The 20,839-nt window shown below is 46.3% G+C and carries 20 protein-coding genes, 1 tRNA gene and 1 pseudogene; 8 read left to right on the forward strand and 14 right to left on the reverse strand.

All coding sequences use genetic code 11. The annotated features are described in order from the left end of the window. Nucleotides 1-37: 37 nt before the first annotated feature. The 4 genes from J4685_RS16420 to csgB all read right to left on the reverse strand — a co-directional run bounded on the left by J4685_RS16420 (nucleotide 38) and on the right by csgB (nucleotide 1,830). Complete coding sequence (locus tag J4685_RS16420) at nucleotides 38-358, reverse strand: type 1 fimbrial protein (protein WP_000111253.1); 321 nt, start codon at nucleotides 356-358, stop codon at nucleotides 38-40. A gap of 131 nt (nucleotides 359-489) precedes the next feature. After that, nucleotides 490-816, reverse strand: coding sequence for a curli assembly chaperone CsgC (gene csgC / locus J4685_RS16425; protein ID WP_000557254.1), 327 nt, complete (start codon nucleotides 814-816; stop codon nucleotides 490-492). A 61-nt stretch (nucleotides 817-877) separates the two neighbouring features. Next, entirely contained in the window at nucleotides 878-1,333 is a 456-nt protein-coding gene (gene csgA, locus J4685_RS16430) for a curli major subunit CsgA (RefSeq protein WP_000771416.1), read from the reverse strand. A 41-nt stretch (nucleotides 1,334-1,374) separates the two neighbouring features. Continuing rightward, nucleotides 1,375-1,830 carry a curli minor subunit CsgB gene (gene csgB / locus J4685_RS16435; RefSeq protein ID WP_000791655.1) on the reverse strand — a complete coding sequence of 152 codons (456 nt, stop codon included), beginning with the start codon at nucleotides 1,828-1,830 and terminating at the stop codon, nucleotides 1,375-1,377. Between the two features lie 754 nt (nucleotides 1,831-2,584). Here csgB and csgD point away from each other — a divergent pair. The 4 genes from csgD (at nucleotide 2,585) to csgG (ending at nucleotide 4,938) form a co-directional block, all read left to right on the forward strand. Then, nucleotides 2,585-3,235, forward strand: a complete 651-nt coding sequence (csgD, locus tag J4685_RS16440) for a biofilm master transcriptional regulator CsgD (protein ID WP_000481519.1) — start codon at nucleotides 2,585-2,587, stop codon at nucleotides 3,233-3,235. A gap of 4 nt (nucleotides 3,236-3,239) precedes the next feature. Beyond that, a complete protein-coding gene (csgE, locus tag J4685_RS16445) occupies nucleotides 3,240-3,635 on the forward strand; it encodes a curli production assembly/transport protein CsgE (RefSeq protein WP_000833307.1) in 396 nt (131 codons plus the stop codon). Nucleotides 3,636-3,724: 89 nt separating this feature from the next. Next, nucleotides 3,725-4,078 carry a curli production assembly/transport protein CsgF gene (gene csgF / locus J4685_RS16450; RefSeq protein ID WP_000143883.1) on the forward strand — a complete coding sequence of 118 codons (354 nt, stop codon included), beginning with the start codon at nucleotides 3,725-3,727 and terminating at the stop codon, nucleotides 4,076-4,078. Between the two features lie 26 nt (nucleotides 4,079-4,104). Continuing rightward, the gene (csgG, locus tag J4685_RS16455; RefSeq protein ID WP_001137620.1) at nucleotides 4,105-4,938 is read left to right on the forward strand and encodes a curli production assembly/transport protein CsgG; all 834 of its coding nucleotides are present in this window, start codon (nucleotides 4,105-4,107) and stop codon (nucleotides 4,936-4,938) included. A gap of 38 nt (nucleotides 4,939-4,976) precedes the next feature. Here csgG and J4685_RS16460 read toward each other — a convergent pair whose 3' ends face one another. From J4685_RS16460 to ghrA, 4 genes are all read right to left on the reverse strand, one after another. After that, a complete protein-coding gene (locus J4685_RS16460; RefSeq protein ID WP_001546652.1) occupies nucleotides 4,977-5,459 on the reverse strand; it encodes a DUF1097 domain-containing protein in 483 nt (160 codons plus the stop codon). Nucleotides 5,460-5,559: 100 nt separating this feature from the next. Next, nucleotides 5,560-6,114, reverse strand: coding sequence for a molecular chaperone (locus J4685_RS16465; protein ID WP_001001883.1), 555 nt, complete (start codon nucleotides 6,112-6,114; stop codon nucleotides 5,560-5,562). Nucleotides 6,115-6,137: 23 nt separating this feature from the next. Next, entirely contained in the window at nucleotides 6,138-6,875 is a 738-nt protein-coding gene (locus J4685_RS16470) for a phosphatase (protein WP_000283643.1), read from the reverse strand. 84 nt (nucleotides 6,876-6,959) lie between these two features. After that, nucleotides 6,960-7,898 carry a glyoxylate/hydroxypyruvate reductase GhrA gene (ghrA, locus tag J4685_RS16475; protein ID WP_000402552.1) on the reverse strand — a complete coding sequence of 313 codons (939 nt, stop codon included), beginning with the start codon at nucleotides 7,896-7,898 and terminating at the stop codon, nucleotides 6,960-6,962. A 236-nt stretch (nucleotides 7,899-8,134) separates the two neighbouring features. Here ghrA and J4685_RS16480 point away from each other — a divergent pair. Beyond that, nucleotides 8,135-8,222: transfer RNA gene (locus J4685_RS16480), tRNA-Ser, on the forward strand. Between the two features lie 150 nt (nucleotides 8,223-8,372). Here J4685_RS16480 and J4685_RS16485 read toward each other — a convergent pair. From J4685_RS16485 to J4685_RS16500, 4 genes and pseudogenes are all read right to left on the reverse strand, one after another. Then, nucleotides 8,373-9,479, reverse strand: coding sequence for a Gfo/Idh/MocA family protein (locus J4685_RS16485; RefSeq protein WP_000988591.1), 1,107 nt, complete (start codon nucleotides 9,477-9,479; stop codon nucleotides 8,373-8,375). A gap of 10 nt (nucleotides 9,480-9,489) precedes the next feature. Then, nucleotides 9,490-10,770, reverse strand: coding sequence for an MFS transporter (locus J4685_RS16490; protein ID WP_000560757.1), 1,281 nt, complete (start codon nucleotides 10,768-10,770; stop codon nucleotides 9,490-9,492). Nucleotides 10,771-11,052: 282 nt separating this feature from the next. Continuing rightward, complete coding sequence (locus J4685_RS16495) at nucleotides 11,053-11,745, reverse strand: oligogalacturonate-specific porin KdgM family protein (protein ID WP_000700610.1); 693 nt, start codon at nucleotides 11,743-11,745, stop codon at nucleotides 11,053-11,055. 45 nt (nucleotides 11,746-11,790) lie between these two features. Beyond that, nucleotides 11,791-12,950 (reverse strand): annotated as a pseudogene (locus J4685_RS16500) (N-acetylneuraminate epimerase). A gap of 505 nt (nucleotides 12,951-13,455) precedes the next feature. Between J4685_RS16500 and J4685_RS16505 the strand changes: the two are divergent. From J4685_RS16505 to J4685_RS16515, 3 genes are all read left to right on the forward strand, one after another. Then, on the forward strand, nucleotides 13,456-14,136 hold the full coding sequence (locus J4685_RS16505) for an N-acetylmannosamine-6-phosphate 2-epimerase (protein WP_000054244.1): 681 nt from the start codon (nucleotides 13,456-13,458) through the stop codon (nucleotides 14,134-14,136). A 336-nt stretch (nucleotides 14,137-14,472) separates the two neighbouring features. Then, the gene (locus J4685_RS16510; protein WP_000628085.1) at nucleotides 14,473-15,969 is read left to right on the forward strand and encodes a sodium:solute symporter; all 1,497 of its coding nucleotides are present in this window, start codon (nucleotides 14,473-14,475) and stop codon (nucleotides 15,967-15,969) included. Nucleotides 15,970-16,254: 285 nt separating this feature from the next. Continuing rightward, complete coding sequence (locus tag J4685_RS16515; protein WP_000433675.1) at nucleotides 16,255-17,136, forward strand: MurR/RpiR family transcriptional regulator; 882 nt, start codon at nucleotides 16,255-16,257, stop codon at nucleotides 17,134-17,136. Nucleotides 17,137-17,241: 105 nt separating this feature from the next. Here the strand turns inward: J4685_RS16515 and phoH are convergent, their stop codons facing one another. Then, nucleotides 17,242-18,030, reverse strand: coding sequence for a phosphate starvation-inducible protein PhoH (gene phoH / locus J4685_RS16520; RefSeq protein WP_000533527.1), 789 nt, complete (start codon nucleotides 18,028-18,030; stop codon nucleotides 17,242-17,244). Between the two features lie 891 nt (nucleotides 18,031-18,921). After that, nucleotides 18,922-20,430, reverse strand: coding sequence for a sodium/proline symporter PutP (gene putP, locus J4685_RS16525; protein WP_001018463.1), 1,509 nt, complete (start codon nucleotides 20,428-20,430; stop codon nucleotides 18,922-18,924). Between the last annotated feature and the right edge of the window lie 409 nt (nucleotides 20,431-20,839).

Raw genomic sequence — 20,839 nt, forward strand, 5'->3', positions numbered from 1 at the left:
CAACAGAGTCGCTCTTTTTATATCTATGACACCGCCGTTAACGGTGCTCAATATTCATCACCGCCAGGCTTTTTTGCGCATCGAGATAATGCAGCCGTACCGTCGCAATGGACTGAATATCCTGCGGTAATCCAGATGCCTGCCGAAGGTCTATCCGGTGCATTTGCTTTTTACCTTCGCGTAGGCAGGTTAAATCAATATTTTCGGCGTGAGTAGAAATATCGCACAGTGGCTCAACAATCGCGCCGCGAAAATGGATAACGCCGCCCTGTACCGTTTGTTGCCCTACCGCAGAATGGATAAAAAAAGCGCAGATACACAGGCCTATGGCAGGGATATTTTTCTTGATTACGGACATGTTAACTCCTCAATGATTAGTCATCCTCGAGGGTTCGGCGTTACCTTTTAGCGACATGCCGAGACGATGAGACGCTTTTATCGCCTCTTTAATACCCAGGTCAGCCAATCCATTTCCGCCACCATCAAAAACTACTGTGCAGAAGGCGGCCATTGTTGTGATAAATGCAGTGATTGTCCGTCCGAAACAGTAACAATAATTTTAACCGAGTCCTCTGAAGATATATTTACACTAAGACGAGACAACTCAATCGGTTGATTAGCAGGTAAAGATAGCGTTTGTTTTTGCTGTGTATGGCTTTGTCCCCCGACGCCGTCGCGCACAGAGAGAATTTGCACCAGACAGACGCAGGGTTCGTTTAATGTGACCTGAGGGATCACCGTGTAAATATCGCCTTGCTGAGTCGTGGTAAACGTAATCTGATTTGAAAGTGCGGCAAGGAGCAATAAAGTATGCATAATTTCCTCCCGAAAAAAAACAGGGCTTACGCCCTGCTTTTTTATTAGCGCAGACGCTAAATTAATACTGGTTAGCCGTGGCGTTGTTGCCAAAACCAACCTGACGCACCATTACGCTGGAATCAGATGCGGTCTGATTAACCAGCGCAGCGTTATTACCGCCGTATTGACCGACAGTAATATCGGAGTTTTTAGCGTTCCACTGGTCGATGGTGGCATTGTTTCTGAAACCATTCTGAGTCAGTTCAATAGTACTGTTATCCGCACCCTGGCCTACATCGGCGCCGTTACCATAACCGCTCTGGGTAATAGTCGTTTCAGATTTACGGGCATCGCTTTGCAGAGCAAGCGCAGCGTTAGCGGAACCGTACTGATAAATGCTCAACGTTGAGTCCGGGCCGGAACTATTGCCGCCGCCGTTATGATTACCGCCGCCGCCCCATTGTGGAACGACGCCAGCCAGAGCACTGCCAGAAACTACGATTGCTGCGAATGCTGCCACTTTTAAAAGTTTCATGATAAAACCCCCATCGGATTGATTTAAAAGTCGTAACGGTATTAGCGTTGGGTGACGCGAATAGCCATATGCGACTGTTTCTGCACTACAACTGCTGTTTTCTGCGTACCGTACTGGGTAATATTGGCCTTATTTCCAGAACCTTTCTGGATAATAGCCGCACTATTACCGTAAGCGCTTTGCGATATACTGGCATCGTTGGCATTGCCCGTTTGCTCAATATACGCAAAGTTATAATTCCCTGCCTGGTCGACTTTCGCCCGATTATTTCCTCCTTCTTGTGAAATAACGGACAATAGTTTTGATCCTTCCTGGCGTACTCTGGCACTATTATCCGTGCCGACTTGACCAATAATGGCCGCCTGATTAAATGAAGACTTGCTTAATTCATTTACCGCAAAATTATACTCTGAACGAGCCAGATCATAATTTGTCGCGGTTGCAATCCCAGGCGCACCCAGTATTGTCAACATCATAAATAACAATTTGTTTTTCATGCTGTCACCCTGGACCTGGTCGTACATAGCGAAAATTATCTATTACTTTGTTAGCGACATGCGTTTTTTGTTAACGCGTCGTTACGATGAAGAGTATGTCCGTGGAAACATTTTTAATAACTCACCCACGCGTGGTATTTTGTTATTTAAGCTCATACCAAAGTACTAATAAAACGATAGCCATGTGATTTTTTATAATTGATTTTTGGCCACAGAAGAGAGTGTATCGCGAACCCAAAAAATGAAGTTTTGGTGTGTGTTATGCCGCCATGGGGATGTTCTTATGCTTCCCATGGGGGGCAATACGCACAAGACGTGACACACTTCGTTTTTTTTGTCTTTGTGCTGTCCAGGTTAATGCCACGTCTCAAATTTTAAGAAAAAATAAAATCAAAACATAACATATAATAATTAAAATGATTAAAAATCAATGAATTATTATAATTTGTATGATTTTTTAAATCTATGCAATAACAGCGAAATGTACAACTTTACTATCAAATATAAACTTCAAAAAAACCCAAAAACAACATTTTAATATATATTTTTATATTTTGTTACAAGTTTAACACTTGCTTTAAGATTTGTAATAGCTAGATTAAAAACAGTTAAAAGTATTTTCGTAAATATTTTTCTCTTTCTGGATAATGGGCTATTTCAACCCACAGCAGTGCAACATCTGTCAGTACTTCTGGTGCCTTTATTTTATGGGGGCAGCTGTCAGATGTGCGATTAAAAAAAGTGGAGTTTCATCATGTTTAATGAAGTCCATAGTAGTCATGGTCACACACTATTGTTGATCACAAAGCCATCTCTGCAAGCTACGGCATTATTGCAACATTTAAAGCAATCGCTGGCCATAACCGGAAAACTGCATAATATTCAACGTTCTCTGGAAGATATCTCAGCCAGTTGCATTGTTTTAATGGATATGATGGAAGCGGATAAGAAGCTTATCCACTATTGGCAGGATAATTTAAGCCGCAAAAACAATAATATAAAAACATTATTGTTAAATACCCCTGACGATTATCCCTACCGTGAAATTGAAAACTGGCCTCATATTAACGGCGTGTTTTACGCCACTGAAGACCAGGAACACGTGGTCAGCGGATTACAGGGTATTCTGCGTGGCGAATGCTATTTTTCACAAAAATTAGCCAGTTACCTGATTACGCACTCAGGAAATTACCGCTACAACAGCACCGAGTCCGCATTACTCACTCATCGCGAAAAAGAGATCCTCAATAAGTTACGTATTGGTGCCTCTAATAATGAAATCGCGAGGTCGCTATTTATCAGCGAGAATACGGTTAAGACACATCTTTATAATCTTTTCAAAAAGATAGCTGTCAAAAATCGCACCCAGGCAGTTTCATGGGCAAACGATAATCTCAGGCGGTAAGGCCATGAAACGCTATCTGACCTGGATTGTAGCAGCAGAGTTACTGTTCGCTACCGGAAACCTGCATGCCAATGAAGTTGAAGTCGAGGTTCCCGGATTGTTAACCGACCATACCGTCTCTTCGATAGGACATGAATTCTATCGTGCATTCAGCGACAAATGGGAAAGCGAATACACCGGCAATCTGACCATTAATGAAAGACCCAGTGCGCGTTGGGGAAGCTGGATCACCATAACGGTAAATCAGGACGTTATTTTCCAGACCTTTTTATTTCCAATGAAAAGAGACTTCGAGAAAACCGTCGTCTTCGCATTAGCGCAAACAGAGGAAGCATTAAATCGCCGACAAATAGATCAAACGCTATTAAGTACGAGTGATTTAGCGCGTGATGAATTCTAAAACATGATTTTTATCCGGAGGCTGTCATGCGTGTTAAACATGCAGTAGTGCTGCTCATGCTTTTTTCGCCATTAACCTAGGCTGGAAATATGACGTTCCAGTTCCGTAATCCTAACTTTGGTGGAAACCCCAATAACGGTTCCTTTTTATTGAATAGCGCCCAGGCGCAAAATTCATATAAAGACCCCGCTTATGATAACGATTTTGGTATCGAAACCCCCTCAGCGTTGGATAACTTTACGCAGGCTATTCAATCGCAAATTCTGGGCGGCTTGTTGACCAATATTAATACCGGGAAACCAGGACGTATGGTGACCAACGATTTTATTATCGATATCGCTAATCGCGACGGACAGCTCCAGCTCAACGTCACGGACAGAAAAACGGGAAGAACCTCGACCATCGAAGTGTCAGGTTTACAAACTCAGTCAACCGATTTTTAAGCTACAGTCACTAAAGGATATAAATCATGCCGCGCTTACTTATTTTGGTTGCCGTTTTATTGTTGAGCGGATGCTTAACTGCCCCGCCGAAACAAGCTGCGAAACCGACATTAATGCCCCGCGCACAAAGTTACAAAGATTTGACGCACTTACCTGCTCCCACCGGTAAGATCTTTGTTTCGGTATATAACATTCAGGATGAAACGGGCCAATTTAAACCTTACCCGGCAAGTAACTTTTCTACGGCTGTGCCGCAGAGCGCCACCGCTATGTTGGTCACTGCGCTGAAAGATTCGCGCTGGTTTATCCCGCTGGAACGACAAGGCTTACAGAATCTTTTGAATGAACGGAAAATTATTCGCGCAGCCCAGGAAAACGGCACCGTGGCGATGAATAACCGTATCCCGCTTCAGTCGCTGACGGCGGCAAATATTATGGTGGAAGGTTCTATTATTGGTTATGAAAGTAACGTCAAATCCGGCGGGGTCGGCGCAAGATATTTCGGTATTGGCGCCGATACGCAGTATCAGCTGGATCAGATTGCTGTCAACCTGCGCGTGGTTAACGTCAGTACGGGCGAGATCCTTTCCTCGGTGAACACCAGTAAAACGATCCTTTCCTATGAAGTACAGGCAGGCGTGTTCCGTTTTATTGATTACCAGCGCTTACTGGAAGGCGAAATCGGCTATACCTCGAACGAACCGGTGATGCTGTGTCTGATGTCAGCCATTGAAACCGGCGTTATCTTCCTCATTAATGATGGTATCGATCGCGGACTGTGGGATTTGCAGAATAAAGCGGACAGGCAAAATGATATTCTGGTGAAATACCGTGAGCTGTCAGTACCGCCAGAATCCTGATGAATACGACAAAGCGTGGGGAAGAACCCCACGCTTTTTTATTTTGTGACCGCCGTATTCGCTGAATGTTGCTCGCGGCGTGATGCCAGCCATAGCCCACTATTTTTCATGGCATAGCCAAAGATTAGCCCCAGCGCCAGCGACGGTAATACCAACCGCCAGTCACCCTGCCCTGCAAATGTCGCGCAGGCGCCGATAAATGTTCCCGGAACAAAAGAAAGCAATAGCTGCTTTGCCTGGATACACATCAGGAATGCCACGATCCCCGTCAACACGTAACTGACAATTTCCAGATGCGGCGCCAACGCGCTACCGTGAATAATGACCAGCGCCCACACCATACCGCTTAACAGCGTACAGGCGGAAATCAACAATCCCTTAAAGCCGCCCTGCGGACAGGCGAAATAAGCCGTACAGCCTAAAAAACCGGCCCAGCTTAGTAACCCCAGGGAGACGGCCACCCATCCCCATATTCCAGAAAGGATGCCCGTCGTGATAGCAATAGAAAGAAGTATGTTCATGGCGCGCATCATAACAGAAAAGCGGCACATTAATGAGATCGCGCACACATTTTATGCAATGATGTAAAACTCGTTGCAGTTAATGGTGATTTACATCACATTATTCTTCATCTTCTTCCTGAAGTTCATCCCACATGGCCCCTATCGCATCACGCGTTAGCGGCGCCAGAGTGCGCCAGAATGGCGTAACGGCATGGGCTTCAACTTTACCGAGGAAGGTATTGCACCAGGGAAGCAGATAATCGGCAAATAAGGTTTCCAGCGCTTCACTTTCATCTTCGGCAGACTGATCTTCCAGCCAGGAGGCCGCGAGCAATAAAGTGCCAATGTGATCGGCAGGCGTATCGGCCAGCGGCATCCCTCGCGACGTTAAAAAAGCGCGCACCTCAGACTCTTCCGCGCCTTCGACCCACGCACTGCGGTATGGCGCTACCGCGCACTCTTCCCCAACAAATAACGCATTGTAATCAGTGGAAATCTGCGTGATATCGCAGCTTTTCTGTAAACGCGCCAGCATGTCATCCTGCTCCAGCGGCCAGTTTGCCGCCAGTTTACCTTCACGGATTAACGTAAACAGCGGAACCAGTAAAGGATCTTGCGGTTGGCGGTAAAACAACGATCCCAGCACACGGCACAGGATTGAAAACTCATTCATTGATATCTTCCCATAAATAACGATTAAAGTTCGGCAAATTCCGGTACAGGCGCCATACCGCGTGATTCGAGAAAGGCCAGTAAGCGCTGCGGCGAGACGTTCAGGATTCGATCTTCCGGAAAATTCACCGCATCCAGAATTTTCCGGCATTCGGTGAAATCGCCAAGCGTAAAGGCCGTATGGGAATCAGAGCCTAACGCTACCCAGCCTCCCGCATCGCGTACGGCGGCAGCGACCGCGCGGCAATTATCTTCGCTTCCTTTACGCGAATGCAGAAAAGAAGAGTTGTTGATTTCCAGCGCTACATGGTGTTTCGCCGCCGCCTGCGCGATGGCTTTAACCTCCACTGGATACTTTGGATTTCCGGGGTGACTAATTATATGCACCTTGCCGCTGGCGATGGTCGCGATCATCGCCTGGGTATTGGTTTCTTTATCATGTGGCGCAAAAACGGGCTCATGGAAGCCTGCGATAATCAGATCCAGCGAGTCGAACATCTTTCCGGAACAATCAATTTCACCGTTAATGTTCTTGATATTCGCCTCAATGCCACGCAGTATCCCCACGCCGTCAACCAGACGCGGCCAGATGCGCATGTTAATAAAATGCCAGTGATGCGGCGCATCTTCCATGTCCGGACCATGATCGGTAATCGCAAAAAGTTTAATGCCTTTGCGTTTGGCTTCCGCGATATAATCGCTCAGAGTACTGTAGGCATGAGTGCTGGCGACGGTATGCATATGCAGGTCAACGGGATACATTGCTCTCTCCTGTAGTCATTTCCGACAAGGATAGCAGGTATCGCCAGCGTTTTTTAGCGAAACCCGGCCCGCGCCGGGTTGATGTCAATATCCTCTCGCCCGATCCACCTGCCCCGTCACCGGCTCTCCCTTCTCCAGCTGGGTAATGGTGCGGCTAATATAATCGATGGCTTCCGCCGGACGGGTGACTGCCGCAATGTGCGGCGTCATGGCGACTCGCGGATGGCGCCATAATGGACTTTCCTGCGGTAACGGTTCCTGGCTAAAGACATCCAACATCGCGCCTTTTAGCTTACCGCTATCAAGCGCAGCCAGCAGATCCGCCTCCTGAACATGAACGCCGCGCGCGAGATTCAGCACGTAAGCGCCATCCGGCAATTGATCCAACAATTCGCTATTAATAATTCCTACCGTTTGGGCCGTATTCGGCAGCAGATTAATCAGCACCCGCGTCTGGTTCAGGAAAGCGCGCAGCTCTTCACGCCCCACATAACTTTCCACGCCAGGCCAGGATTTGCGGCTACGACTCCAGCAACGTAACGGGAACCCCCACGCCTGTAGACTTTCTGCCACTTTTGCGCCCAGCACCCCTGCGCCCATGATACCGACGCTAAATTCTTCGCGGGTATATTCCGGCAACGGTTTCCATAGCGCCTGATTTTTCAGCGCCTGATAATCATCGAAACGGCGGAACCAGTGTAATACCTGGCTGACGGCATATTCCTGCATTTGCAGGCCCATTCCGGTATCTTCCAGACGGAACAGAGGAATGGAGGCGTCCAGCATTTCCGGATGCGCATTTAATTTACTCAGAATTGCATCCACCCCCGCGCCCAGCGCAAAGACGGCTTTTAAGCGTCTTCCGGCCAGCATTTCAACCGGGGGCTGCCATACAAGCGCATAGTCTGCGGGGTTGTTATCACCGACCTTCCATTCACGAACGCGCGCATGTGGGAGAGCCTTCTCCAGCGCATTTACCCACCAGGCGGCGTTAAATGTCGGGTGATAAAAAATTATCTCCATGTTATCTCCTGAGCAGTATGGTGCGGAATGTGATTGCGCCTGTTATCAGCGTTTTCAACGGGATGTGCAGCATAGCAAATTTCCCGGCGCGGGCAAAAAAAGCAGTTTTCGCTTATTAAAACCACAGATTGATGGAAGTTTGTATAAACGCGCTTTTTTTTTAAAAAAGTTGATTGACGTAGAAAAGATATTTCCCTACATTAGCGCCCGTTCCAGTAATGCTGGAGCGACAATATGGTGAGGTGTCCGAGTGGCTGAAGGAGCACGCCTGGAAAGTGTGTATACGGCAACGTATCGGGGGTTCGAATCCCCCCCTCACCGCCATATTTAAGAAAGAGCTCGTACGAAAGTACGGGCTTTTTGCTTATATGTGACCCGTCCATTGCCGGATGGCGGCACAGTTCACAGGCGCCTTATCCAGTCTACATAAGCGCAGCGCCACCGGCCAATAACACCACCATCCGGCTTTCAATTTTAGCCAAGAATTTCAGTGAGTTTAACTTTGCGCCCCTCGTTTGAGGAAAGCGTCGCAGCATCAGCGGTAGCAATGGCATTTGTCGCCGCTTCTCCCGTTAGCAATTTAGCAAACTCCTCGCCTGGCTCCAGACCGTTTATCACATCATGCAAGTACTGCATCTCCAGTTTCATAATTGATGAGAGCCACATCGGCGTACGTTTACCGGGTTTACCATAAGCGATTGCGCCATCCATCTCGCTGGATATGTTACCGTTGCGACGATCATCATCCTCCGCCTGGCTTTCATGCACAAGAAAGTGTGTTTTTTTGCCCGCTTTTATTAGATAACCAGCCGTGTTTTGCATATCAATGAGAATTGCACCTGTCGTGCCCTCAATTAATACATAGTGCTCAGGGTAGTGGAACGATGATCCCCACTGAAGTGTCGCGAAACGACCGCTTTCAAACTCAAGGGTGATCAGGACAACATCATCTTCATCACCAAATTTTTCACCTTTGTGCGCAACATTCCCCGCCGCCATTGAAACCAGGGATGGGGTTTCATCCATGATGAACAGTGTACAATCTAGCTCGTGAATGTGATGGTACAGATGCCCACCTGACTTTGCGCGAATCTTCTTCCATGAGATCTCATCCTGCACGTCTTCAAAACCATTACGTTTAGTGTGAACTTGTGTAACTTCACCAATTTCACCGGCTTTGATGAGCGCTTTAGCGTGGCGAACCCCGTGAAAAAAGTTCATAACGTGACCCGCCATAAAGGTAACACCAGCTTCTTTGCAGGCATCAACCATATCCTTACAATCCTGGTAATTTAAGGCGATAGGTTTTTCACAAAACACGTGTTTACCCGCTTTAGCCGCCGCAATGACCGGCGCTTTACGTAAGTAATTTGGTGAAGCAATAATTACGCAATCCACATCAGGATGGGTACAAAGCGCCTCCATCGTTGCAGTGGCGACACAGTTCAGCTCTTTCGCTATCGGAGCCGCATTTACCGGATCGTAAATCGCAGTGATTTTCGCCCCTTCAACCTTAGACATAAATCGCGCCAGTTCAGCGCCAAAATAACCTGTACCTACAACACCGTATTTCGTCATCATTTATCCTCTATTAAAATTCTTTTGTTGATTGAAAACTTTCACGACGTGCTTTTAGTCTATCCGGAATGGATAGGCCAATAATGAGTAGAATTGTTGCGGTCCAGAAAGCAACAATGAACGTTAGCGCAGCGCCTAGCCCCATTGTTATTCCAAGCCAGGTCGCCGCCATTGAATTGAATGTGCCTGATGTCGCAGCAAGATTATAAATCAGCCCGGTACCCAAACCACGAACCTCAAGAGGAAAGTAGTCGTAGAGAAATTTGGGAACCAACCCGCCAACACCTACGTTAGTCGCCATTAAACCGAATAAACATGCGCCCAGCAGTAAATAATTATCTTGCGGAATTCTGAATAACGGGAAAATGAATAAAAAGGACATGAGAAGACCAATGCTGAACGTTTTCTTCAAACCAATTCTATCTGCGCACAGACCCCAAACGATATTTCCCAATACAGTGCCGAATGCCGCCGCCGTCATTAAATTAGAGACCACGCCCGTATCAAAGCCCTCTCCCGCCAAATATGTAGGCAGTAGACCAAAGATCGGCCAGTTTGCGCCGAAAATAGAGAACAGAACAATAAATACACATAATGTTAGTGGAAATTGAGCTTGATTAAATAGCCCTTTCATTGACAAAGAGAAAACTGACCAGGCACTTTGTGAATGCTTTCCGGGACCACTGAGTTTGGCTTCTTCCCACTCTTTAGATTCAGGAGCCCTGGCCCGGATGTAGATTACTAAAAGAACGGGTAGCAAACCGACAAAAAAAGCAGCACGCCAACCATACGCTTCGGCAAATGACGGCATAAAATAGGCTGCTATGATGTTACCAATACCGAAACCTGAAACCAGAAATGCGCTCGCTTTAGATTTTAAATGCTTTGGCCAACTTTCCACGGCATAAGTAGAAGCGCAAGCATACTCCCCCGCCATCCCCATACCGACAATGAAGCGACTAAGCGTCAGCATAATTACACCGGAAGCCAGGCCACTTAACCCTGTACCTACAGAATAGGCAACTATCGACCACATCATCAACGGCTTACGGCCAAATTTGTCTGCCAGCAGACCAAATAGCGCCCCGCCAAATGGTCGCCCAATAAAGGCCGCTGTGGCAAGGAATGCGCCCTCCATATCTGTCAATCCTAAGTCAGCCTTGATCAGATACATAATGTAGAAAATCAGCATAAAGTCGAAGCCATCAAAAACGTAACCCAGCCATGCTGAAAATAAAGCATTTTTTTGTGGACGAGTTATCTCGCTATACCACGGGAAGAATTTTGCTATCACAATAAAACCCTTATTTGCTGTTACCGTCTGAAATGCTTACGGAATTAATTTTTAAGTCATATCAATTGCCGAATAAGACACAATCAACCGGCACTTTCCGACAACCGCCTGAGATCGTAGCTATGTAAGACGTATATTCATTGTTTATCATCCTTATTCGTAGCTACGTTAAGGACGTGAATACTCAAGACAAAGTCTAACGTTCTGTAACGTAGCCACGGGCTATAAGATTATCGATATGAATACTAAGCAAAGATTAGTACAGTAACTCTTTAACCTTTCTCAAAAGTGGTATTGTAATCCAACACGATAACGGGTCTGTCTCTCATCGGTATTATTTCTCACCGCTACATTTCCGACCTCAACGTATGGTGTAAATGACTTATTCAGTTTCCAGGCTAAAGCCACATTATGTTCATAGTTTGTTTTTTTGTTATCAAATTTAATTTGATCGCTATCCATCCAGGTAAAGTTATATTCTAATTTCAACTCATCAAAAACATAACCTATATAAGTATCAAATCTATTCGTTTTCTCATCATCACTATAGTTAGCTGTCTTCCTTGCATAGTCATAACGGTAACGACCAGCCATATAAACACCAGAATCAAAATTATATTGCCCCCTTAAATAAGGCTTATAAATTGAAGTGTCTGGACCGCTTTCAAATATAAATCCAGGCTGCAAAACAAAATTGTCCGTAACTTTATAATTATAACTTACGCCCAGTTCTATAGCGTTTGCGACGAGATCGCTTAAATGCTTATCCTGCTCACCATCTACTCCTCCCGATTTAACGCTGGCATCGACATAAAAACCAATGCCGTTAGGAAGCTTTTCAATTATAGCAATACGGTCTTTATTAATTCTTGTTCTATCAGCATATTCATGCCGATAATCAAGGGTTGCCGCTTGTAGATATGATGAAAATGCTATAAACGAAACCATACCCAGAAGATATTTGTTGATTTTCATAAAATACTCCGCTCATCAATTAACTTTATTTTTGTATTTAAAAAATTATTTTATTAATAAATTACCATCACACATGGTAAAGGAGGTTACAGACGAAACAGGTTTCCCTTTAGCATTTTCACCACCAATAAGGAAAACTTCATCACCATAACTTACTGATACACCATAGCCGAGAGGTTGTTTCATTTTACCCATATATTGCCAATGGCCATTAACCAAACCATAGACTTCATCTCGCCATTTTTTATTTATTCCTTCGTGGGAGTAAAACTTTCCATTGGTATAATTTTGTTTTGCTCCCGGAAAATTCGCGCCACCACCGACAAGCAGGACACCGTGACTATAGCCCGAAAATGCTCCGGCCAACCCTTCTTGCTGTTGTTCTCCAGGCGATGGCGGTAACTGGCTGTTCTTCAACCATGTTAGCTTGTCGTTATCCCACATGGCGCGGTAAATCACATCGGTACGTAAACCCGGTTTGAGCTCACCATTAATCAGCATCAGGAAATTATTTTCCATTACCGATGACGATCCTGCCGTCCCCACGTCTGGCAGCTCACCGGCATTCTTCCATGTGTTCTCTTTAGCATTGTAGATAAATATGATTTTATTAAAAAAATAATCTTTGGCAGGTTTATTAAAATAATTATAGATGACTTTATTTTTTTCACTTTCATCCGCAGCCGCAGCCGCTATATCAATAAAATACTTATCAAAGATATGCTCATTAACCCCTCCGGTAATAAGTACCATCGTTTCGTTTAATTTTACTCCCGTATGCCCTGTTAATCCAACTGGAGATATAGTGTCAACTTTTTGCCATGTATTTTTCACCGGTGAGTATTTGTACACATCGCTATAAACCTGCAACGGTGATTCACTGTTTTTTTCCCTACGCCACCAAAAACATAAAGCTCATCATTTAAAAATACCGACACGGATTGCTCACGAGCTCCACCAGGAAACGACTTTATACGCTCCCAGTCTTTATGTTGCTTTTTAAGATCAATTTTATACCAGGATGTCCCTGCGGTACCTAAGCCGACATAAATCACGCCATTATTATCAATAGCGCCAGTACCATTTTTCAGTGGTTCTGGTATATCAGGAAGCGTCGTTGCATATCCTGATGTGGTGATAGCGACTGATAAACATAGCGCCATTAGCGTCATCATTTTCTTAAAATTTTTCATCTGCATCCCCATGCGAAGAAATACAATTGGAGTAAAGCTTCATCATTAGTGATCTTATGGTGCACAATTTCAACAATGATAATGACAAAATGTGACCAAGCGCTAAAAATAATTACATGGGGTTATCATGTGCGAGGTAAAAGCACACCATGGTGATGTTAGAAGTGATTATGGGTGACCTGTTATGGTCAAACTCATTAGTGATAGCATTCGAATAAATACAACAAGAATTATGTGATGCATTTCATACTGGCTATCCCGTGGCGTATAAGCTCCTTCTGAGCATTTTATCTTTATGCCGGAAGCAGTTAATAAAATACAGCATGCTGCCGTCAGAGTGAATTGTATTTGTCTTGTAGCTTCAGGTTATAGCCTCAAATCCGCTGGCGCAGTAATTGAATAACAAACATACCTTATGACTGTGTTCACATTTTTCTATCTTTTTGCTTGATGCAGCAACGCTCCACAACATAACATAAAACGGAGCAAAACTTCAAAATATATAAGGCGGAACTGGATGTCACTATTAGCCAGGCTGGAACAAAGTGTACACGAAAACGGTGGGCTGATTGTCTCATGCCAACCGGTACCAGGCAGCCCTATGGATAAACCTGAAATTGTGGCTGCAATGGCACAGGCAGCGGCTTCGGCGGGTGCGGTCGCTGTGCGCATTGAAGGCATTGAGAATCTGCGGACTGTTCGTCCCCATCTTTCTGTTCCTATTATTGGGATAATTAAACGTGACCTTACAGGGTCGCCAGTCCGTATCACTCCCTATTTACAGGATGTTGACGCCCTGGCGCAGGCAGGTGCCGATATTATCGCTTTTGATGCCTCATTCCGCTCTCGCCCGGTTGATATTGATAGTTTACTGACACGTATTCGCCTGCATGGATTACTGGCGATGGCAGACTGTTCAACCGTGAATGAAGGCATAAGTTGCCATCAGAAAGGAATCGAATTCATTGGTACAACACTGTCTGGCTATACCGGCCCCATCACGCCGGTTGAGCCAGATTTGGCAATGGTGACACAACTGAGCCATGCAGGTTGTCGTGTGATTGCCGAGGGGCGCTATAACACGCCTGCACTGGCGGCCAATGCTATTGAGCATGGTGCCTGGGCAGTTACCGTTGGTTCCGCTATCACCCGTATCGAGCATATCTGTCAGTGGTTCAGTCACGCAGTAAGACGCTGAACAGGAAAAGAAAATGAACACGCTTACTATTGATATTTATGTCTCAGAGAATGATCCGACGTTAATAATGCTATCGGCAAATACGATACCCAGGCCTGAAACCTGTTTGAACGCAATATCGGATAGCTGCTATTTCAGGTATCCGGCAGGACATGCGTCTGGGCATCACCATTGGTGGAGCATAAATGCTCTGCCTTTTACATCTCATGATTAGCGTCATTGAGATTAACAAAAACTATTACTTGATCTGAATATCGTATCGTCTGAATGATGGGAAGATAAAAATACACAGACGATGACCGCAACTCTACTCAAAACCATAAGCAGGAAAGAACTATGATTACACATTCTTTCGGCATCGTTAATTATCTTGTATTATTTGGTTACCTCCTGGCCATGATGTTAGTCGGTGTCTATTTTTCCAGACGGCAAAAAACAGCAGACGATTATTTTCGCGGTGGTGGCCGGGTTCCTGGTTGGGCGGCTGGGGTCAGTGTATTTGCTACTACGTTAAGCTCAATTACATTTATGTCAATTCCTGCCAAAGCGTTTACTTCCGACTGGACGTTTATCATTGGTCAGTATCTGGCTATCGCAATTTTACCGCTGGTTTTTTATTTCTATATTCCGTTTTTTCGGAAATTGAAAGTCACATCAGCCTATGAATATCTCGAAGCACGGTTCGATGTGCGCTGCCGTCTATTCGCCAGCATGTCATTTATGTTGTTTCATATCGGACGTATCGCCATTATCACTTTCCTCACCGTGCTGGCCTTGCGCCCCTTCATCGCTATAGACCCGGTGATTTTGGTACTGTTGATTAGCGTGATGTGTATCATTTATACTTGGATGGGTGGAATTGAAGGAGTAATATGGACTGATGTTATTCAAGGCCTCTTACTTTCTGGCAGCGCGATACTGATTTTTATAGTGATATGTCTCAAAGTCCAGGGCGGCATTGGTGAAATTTTTACGGTGACGCAGCAAGCGGATAAATTCTTTCCGGCTACGCAGTTCCACTGGAGCTGGACGGAAAGCACAGTACCTGTATTGATGATTGGTTTTCTGTTTGCCAATATTCAGCAATTTACTGCCAGTCAGGATGTGGTCCAACGCTATATCGTGACTGACTCCATAGAGGAAACGAAGAAAACATTACTTACAAATGCCAAACTGGTTGCTGTGATCCCTGTTTTCTTTTTTGCTATAGGCTCGGCATTGTTTGTCTACTATCAGCAACATCCACAATTATTACCGGCGGGATTCAACACTGGCGGCATTTTACCCTTATTCGTGGTCACCGAAATGCCAGTCGGCATTGCAGGGTTGATAATCGCCGCTATTTTCGCTGCTGCGCAGTCCAGTATCTCCAGCAGCTTAAACAGCATTTCCAGTTGTTTTAATTCCGATATCTATCAGCGTTTGAGTCATAAAAAAAGAACGCCAGAAAACCGTATGAAAATAGCTAAGTTAGTTATTCTGGTCGCGGGCCTGATAAGTAGCGCGGCCTCGGTATGGCTGGTCATGGCCGATGAATCAGAAATCTGGGATGCATTTAATAGTCTGATAGGTCTGATGGGAGGGCCAATGACCGGTCTGTTCATGCTGGGCATTTTCTTTAAACGAGCAAATGCCGGGAGTGCGGTTTTAGGAATTATTATCAGCGTCATTACCGTGCTGGGCGCACGCTATGCCACTGACCTTAACTTCTTCTTTTATGGGGTCATTGGCTCGCTAAGCGTGGTGATCAGCGGCGTTATTTTCGCCCCGTTATTTGCCCCGGCACCGCCATTGACGCTGGATGAAAAACCTGAACCAAAGGTGACATTATGATTTCATGATACCACGCTATACCGACACAGCACACGGTGACGCCAACGCGCGGGGCGACAATACCGGGCCAGATATAAACCATCCGTCAGATGGCGCGCTATAAACACCGTAAGAGCAAACAGATTACTCTCCAGTGATGTTCTGTCATAAGTTGGCAACGCGATGTAAATATTCCCCCTCCTTTACTTACATCGCGCTTTTTTTCATGCCGCAGACTTGATAGGCTCTGCTCTGTTCGATATTGCAGGCTTTTTGCCGCAATCAGCCCTCAAGAGCAGGAACTATATGGAGCCTCAACCCCCACGTCTTAAACCCGGAAAAATCCTTGACACTCTGGGTGCTATGCAAAAAAGCCTGACACGTGCCTCCCAGCGTATTGTGCAATATATTTTAGCCTTCCCCAGACAGGTGACACAGTCATCTATTGCCGATTTGTCGCGCGACACACAGGCCGGAGAAGCCACGGTTATTCGCTTTTGTCGCACCCTGGGCTATAAAGGTTTTCAGGATTTTAAAATGGACCTGGCCATTGAACTTGCCACTACCGAGTCTGATGACAGTAGTCCTCTACTGGATGCCGAAGTTAGCGAATCCGACGATGCCCACGCCATTGGTTTAAAATTGCAGAACACCATTAGTAATGTATTATCTGAAACGCTAAATCTGCTTGATATGCAACAAGTTCTCGGTGTCGTGGACGCCCTACGTCACTGTCACTCAGTTTATATCTTTGGTGTGGGCTCATCGGGGATCACGGCGCTGGATATGAAACACAAGCTAATGCGTATTGGTTTACGGGGCGATGCGGTAAGCAATAACCATTTTATGTACATGCAGGCTACGCTATTAAAAGCAGGCGATGTCGCGATGGGTGTCAGTCACTCGGGCACATCGCCAGAAACAGTGCATTCACTCCGATTGGCCCGACAGGCTGGCGCCACCACAGTCGCCATTACCCATAATCTGGGTTCTCCATTATGTGAAGAGGCCGATTTTTGCCTGATCAATGGTAATCGGCAAGGAATGTTGCAGGGTGACTCGATCGGTACGAAAGCCGCGCAGCTTTTCGTCTTTGACCTGCTCTATACCCTTCTTGTACAGTCCTCGCCGGAACAGGCCCGAGAAAGCAAATTACGGACAATGAATGCCCTGGACATGACAAAATAATTCCCTTCACGTACAGGCGTCATTTTCCTTTTTTGTCCATGAGTCTGCTGGACGCTTTATAGACAACAAAGCCCGGTCTCCCGGGCTCTGAAAGTCAATGCTATATTAGCTGTATGCGTGGAGCGTTCGCTGACAAAGCGCCGAGCGCACGCAGTCGTCTTTGTTGAAATGCACAATCCCTACCATTTCATCTTCTTCAAAGCGTTCCAACGCATCGCTCAATCCGGAACGCACGCCGCGCGGCAGGTCGCATTGCGTAATATCGCCATTGACAATGACCGTGACATTTTCGCCTAATCGCGTCAAAAACATTTTCATTTGCGCCGCAGTCACATTTTGCGCCTCGTCGAGGATCACGACCGCATTTTCAAAAGTACGCCCACGCATATAGGCGAACGGGGCAATTTCTACCTTACCGATTTCCGGGCGCAAACAATATTGCATAAAGGACGCGCCCAACCGTTTAAGCAGGACATCGTAGACGGGACGAAAATAAGGCGCGAATTTTTCAGCGATATCACCGGGCAAAAAACCAAGATCTTCATCAGCCTGCAATACCGGACGCGTCACAATGATCCTCTCGACGTCCTTATGAATCAATGCTTCTGCCGCCTTTGCCGCACTGATCCATGTTTTTCCGCAGCCGGCTTCGCCGGTCGCAAAAATAAGCTGTTTACTGTCGATAGCGTTCAGATAATGCGCCTGTGCTTCATTTCGCGCCTTAACAGGAGAGGTATCGCGACTATCGCGCGCCATGCCAATGGCTTCTACTCCGCCCATCTGTACCAGTGACGTGACCGATTCTTCTTCACGTTGCTTATGACTACGCGAATCTCGTCTCAACACACGCTTTGCTTCACGACGAGCTTTGATCACTGCTTTTTGTCTTCCCATGGATAGCACCTTGAGTTGTAGGTATACATCACCCGCGTTCTCTTGAACGCGATTATGCGCACACACATCTGAGGGTTGGCTTCCTTGTAAGCCTTAGCTTGCTTTTTGAAACGACGCCACACACGGCTACGCGCACCACATATGACGTCATGGGTATGGACAGTAAGAGAAATGATGAGAGCTTTTAAGGTGACAAGACCACCACCGGAGAGAGAATGTCCGTACAGGGTGTTGTAACTACTGTAAACAATGTGTCCTGGTGCGGACATTACCATTCGCGATCTCCATAGTGAGTGACCATCACTGCCGGGAACTACCGCTATTACTACTAAGTACAACACAAAACATCAATAATGCAACAATATATTCACCAAACATTAACCAAACATTATTGCGTCATTGTCAGTCTCTTACAGAAAGATTACACAATTATTTCATTGGCAGGAGACTAAAAAAGATAATCATTAGCTACTATGGGTATTAATGGTGAAACCACCCATAACCCATTGAATATTCAACATATAAAAGGTTAAAACGGAGTAGTTAACGTGTCCTCTCTCCCATCGCTAAAACGGCATTATTTATGCAAAATTTTGTGCGGCATACTTACGCCAGTAACGCTGACTCGTTTTAATTTTTGTCATTACTCTATTGCGTCAAGGCTATTGGTACCATTAACAGGCGATTTCATATATGGCCAGTTAGTGATTACTCGAGACGTATTACGCCCGCGTTAACGGCGCTCAAGGGCTAAAAATAGTTTGAGAGAGCGTCCTCATTTACCTGAACATCTTCAGTCAATCGGTCCGGGACTTATCAGAGGACCAGGCAGGCGTATAACGCCGCCTGGTAAAATATGTCCGATGGCAATAATGCTATCGGACATGTCGGTTATTCCGCCTGTAGCTTCGACGGCGGCGCGGAATGATAATGCGCGTCCGCTTTTGCAAAGCGTTCCTGCATCGCTGCTGTCGGCGCTTTGCCAAGCAGGCTAAAGATTACGATCCCCAGGCTGCCGAAAATGAAGCCAGGGATGATCTCATACAGATCCAGCCAGCCATATTGTTTCCAGACGATAACCGTCACCGCGCCAATAATCATTCCCGCCAGCGCGCCGTTACGTGTCATACGCGACCACATCACAGAAAACAGGACAACAGGCCCAAATGCCGCGCCGAATCCAGCCCAGGCGTAGCTCACCAGCCCCAGCACACGGTTATCGGGGTTCGCCGCCAGCGCAATGGCGATCAGCGCTACCACCAGCACCATCACTCGCCCTACCCATACCAGCTCTTGCTGGCTGGCGCTTTTACGCAGAAAAGCCTTATATAAATCTTCCGTAATCGCGCTGGAGCATACCAGCAACTGACAGCTCAACGTCGACATCACCGCCGCCAGGATAGCAGACAGCAAAATACCGGCAATCCACGGATTAAACAGGATCTGCGCCAGTTCTATAAATACGCGTTCTGAGTTTTGGTTCACCGCCCCGGCCAGCGCGGGGTTATTGTTAAAGTACGCAATGCCAAAGAAGCCCACCGCCACCGCGCCCGCCAGACACAGAATCATCCAGGTCATACTGATACGACGCGCATGAACAATGCTGTGATGGGAGTCCGCCGCCATAAAGCGCGCCAGGATATGCGGCTGACCGAAGTAACCTAGTCCCCAGCCCATCAGAGAAATAATAGCGACAAAATTCAGCCCCTTGAGCATGTCGACATTCTCGATGCTCTTTTGCTTGATCACTTCCAGCGACTCGCTAAAACCGCCTACGCCGACAATTACCATCACCGGCGTCAGGATTAACGCAAAAATCATCAGGCTGGCCTGAACGGTATCCGTCCAGCTAACGGCAAGAAACCCGCCGATAAAGGTATAAATAATGGTTGCCGCGGCCCCCGCCCACAGTGCGGTTTCATAGCTCATACCGAAGGTGCTTTCGAACAGTCGTGCCCCAGCGACAATACCTGATGCGCAATAGATAGTGAAAAACAGCAGAATGACCAGCGCGGAAATAATACGCAGGACTCGGCTCTTATCCTCAAACCGACCGGTAAAATAGTCCGGCAGCGTGAGCGCGTTATTGTTAAATTCGGTATGCACGCGCAGGCGCCCGGCCACCAGCTTCCAGTTAATCCATGCGCCTAACGTCAGGCCAATGGCGATCCAGCTTTCAGAGATCCCCGACAGAAAGATAGCGCCAGGCAGCCCCATTAAAAGCCAGCCGCTCATATCCGACGCGCCGGCTGATAAAGCCGTAACAAACGGCCCCAGACTGCGACCGCCAAGAATATAGTCATCAAAGTTTTTGGTTGAGCGCCAGGCGATAAACCCAATCAATATCATGCCAAAAATATAGACACAGAATGTCACCAACATCGGTGTGCTAATAGCCATCAAGGTTCTCCAAATTTATTTATTGGCACTACCGTAGCGTGCCGTTTTGTACCCTGCCGGAACGTGGCAAGGGTGTTATGTTTACCAGGGCGACCGTATCCTGCCGGAAACGGTGGTTATTCACAATCGATTTAACACACCATTTACATCAAATTTGATTGCAGAGGGATACTATTTTTCTCCAGGTTGCACTCTCTCACATTTTTTGCGGTTGCACCTTTTAAAAGTGTTAACTACCGCAGAGAAAATAAATCCAGATGGTTTTCCCCGTCAGACTCCCTCTTTCTTTTTTTAACAATTTATTCATTTTTAAGCTTGCAACGCAGGTCACATTTAACGCGGTTGCACAAAGTTGCAACATAGTGGATATTTTCCGCTAACTATTGGTTAGCAGATAGAGCGAATAACA

The organism is Salmonella sp. 32100201201700099SM, from assembly GCF_017572645.1.
GTDB lineage: Bacteria > Pseudomonadota > Gammaproteobacteria > Enterobacterales > Enterobacteriaceae > Salmonella > Salmonella enterica.

Excerpts from the sequence above, each read along its gene's own strand:
- csgG (WP_001137620.1), top strand. The coding sequence starts at position 4,105 with ATGCCGCGCTTACTTATTTTGGTTGCCGTTTTATTGTTGAGCGGATGC.
- csgE (WP_000833307.1), top strand. The coding sequence starts at position 3,240 with ATGAAACGCTATCTGACCTGGATTGTAGCAGCAGAGTTACTGTTCGCT.
- phoH (WP_000533527.1), bottom strand. The coding sequence starts at position 18,030 with ATGGGAAGACAAAAAGCAGTGATCAAAGCTCGTCGTGAAGCAAAGCGT.
- J4685_RS16505 (WP_000054244.1), top strand. The coding sequence starts at position 13,456 with ATGTCACTATTAGCCAGGCTGGAACAAAGTGTACACGAAAACGGTGGG.
- csgC (WP_000557254.1), bottom strand. The coding sequence starts at position 816 with ATGCATACTTTATTGCTCCTTGCCGCACTTTCAAATCAGATTACGTTT.
- J4685_RS16460 (WP_001546652.1), bottom strand. The coding sequence starts at position 5,459 with ATGAACATACTTCTTTCTATTGCTATCACGACGGGCATCCTTTCTGGA.
- J4685_RS16470 (WP_000283643.1), bottom strand. The coding sequence starts at position 6,875 with ATGTATCCCGTTGACCTGCATATGCATACCGTCGCCAGCACTCATGCC.
- J4685_RS16485 (WP_000988591.1), bottom strand. The coding sequence starts at position 9,479 with ATGATGACGAAATACGGTGTTGTAGGTACAGGTTATTTTGGCGCTGAA.
- J4685_RS16510 (WP_000628085.1), top strand. The coding sequence starts at position 14,473 with ATGATTACACATTCTTTCGGCATCGTTAATTATCTTGTATTATTTGGT.
- J4685_RS16495 (WP_000700610.1), bottom strand. The coding sequence starts at position 11,745 with ATGAAAATCAACAAATATCTTCTGGGTATGGTTTCGTTTATAGCATTT.
- putP (WP_001018463.1), bottom strand. The coding sequence starts at position 20,430 with ATGGCTATTAGCACACCGATGTTGGTGACATTCTGTGTCTATATTTTT.
- csgF (WP_000143883.1), top strand. The coding sequence starts at position 3,725 with ATGACGTTCCAGTTCCGTAATCCTAACTTTGGTGGAAACCCCAATAAC.
- csgD (WP_000481519.1), top strand. The coding sequence starts at position 2,585 with ATGTTTAATGAAGTCCATAGTAGTCATGGTCACACACTATTGTTGATC.
- csgA (WP_000771416.1), bottom strand. The coding sequence starts at position 1,333 with ATGAAACTTTTAAAAGTGGCAGCATTCGCAGCAATCGTAGTTTCTGGC.
- J4685_RS16420 (WP_000111253.1), bottom strand. The coding sequence starts at position 358 with ATGTCCGTAATCAAGAAAAATATCCCTGCCATAGGCCTGTGTATCTGC.
- csgB (WP_000791655.1), bottom strand. The coding sequence starts at position 1,830 with ATGAAAAACAAATTGTTATTTATGATGTTGACAATACTGGGTGCGCCT.
- ghrA (WP_000402552.1), bottom strand. The coding sequence starts at position 7,898 with ATGGAGATAATTTTTTATCACCCGACATTTAACGCCGCCTGGTGGGTA.
- J4685_RS16515 (WP_000433675.1), top strand. The coding sequence starts at position 16,255 with ATGGAGCCTCAACCCCCACGTCTTAAACCCGGAAAAATCCTTGACACT.
- J4685_RS16465 (WP_001001883.1), bottom strand. The coding sequence starts at position 6,114 with ATGAATGAGTTTTCAATCCTGTGCCGTGTGCTGGGATCGTTGTTTTAC.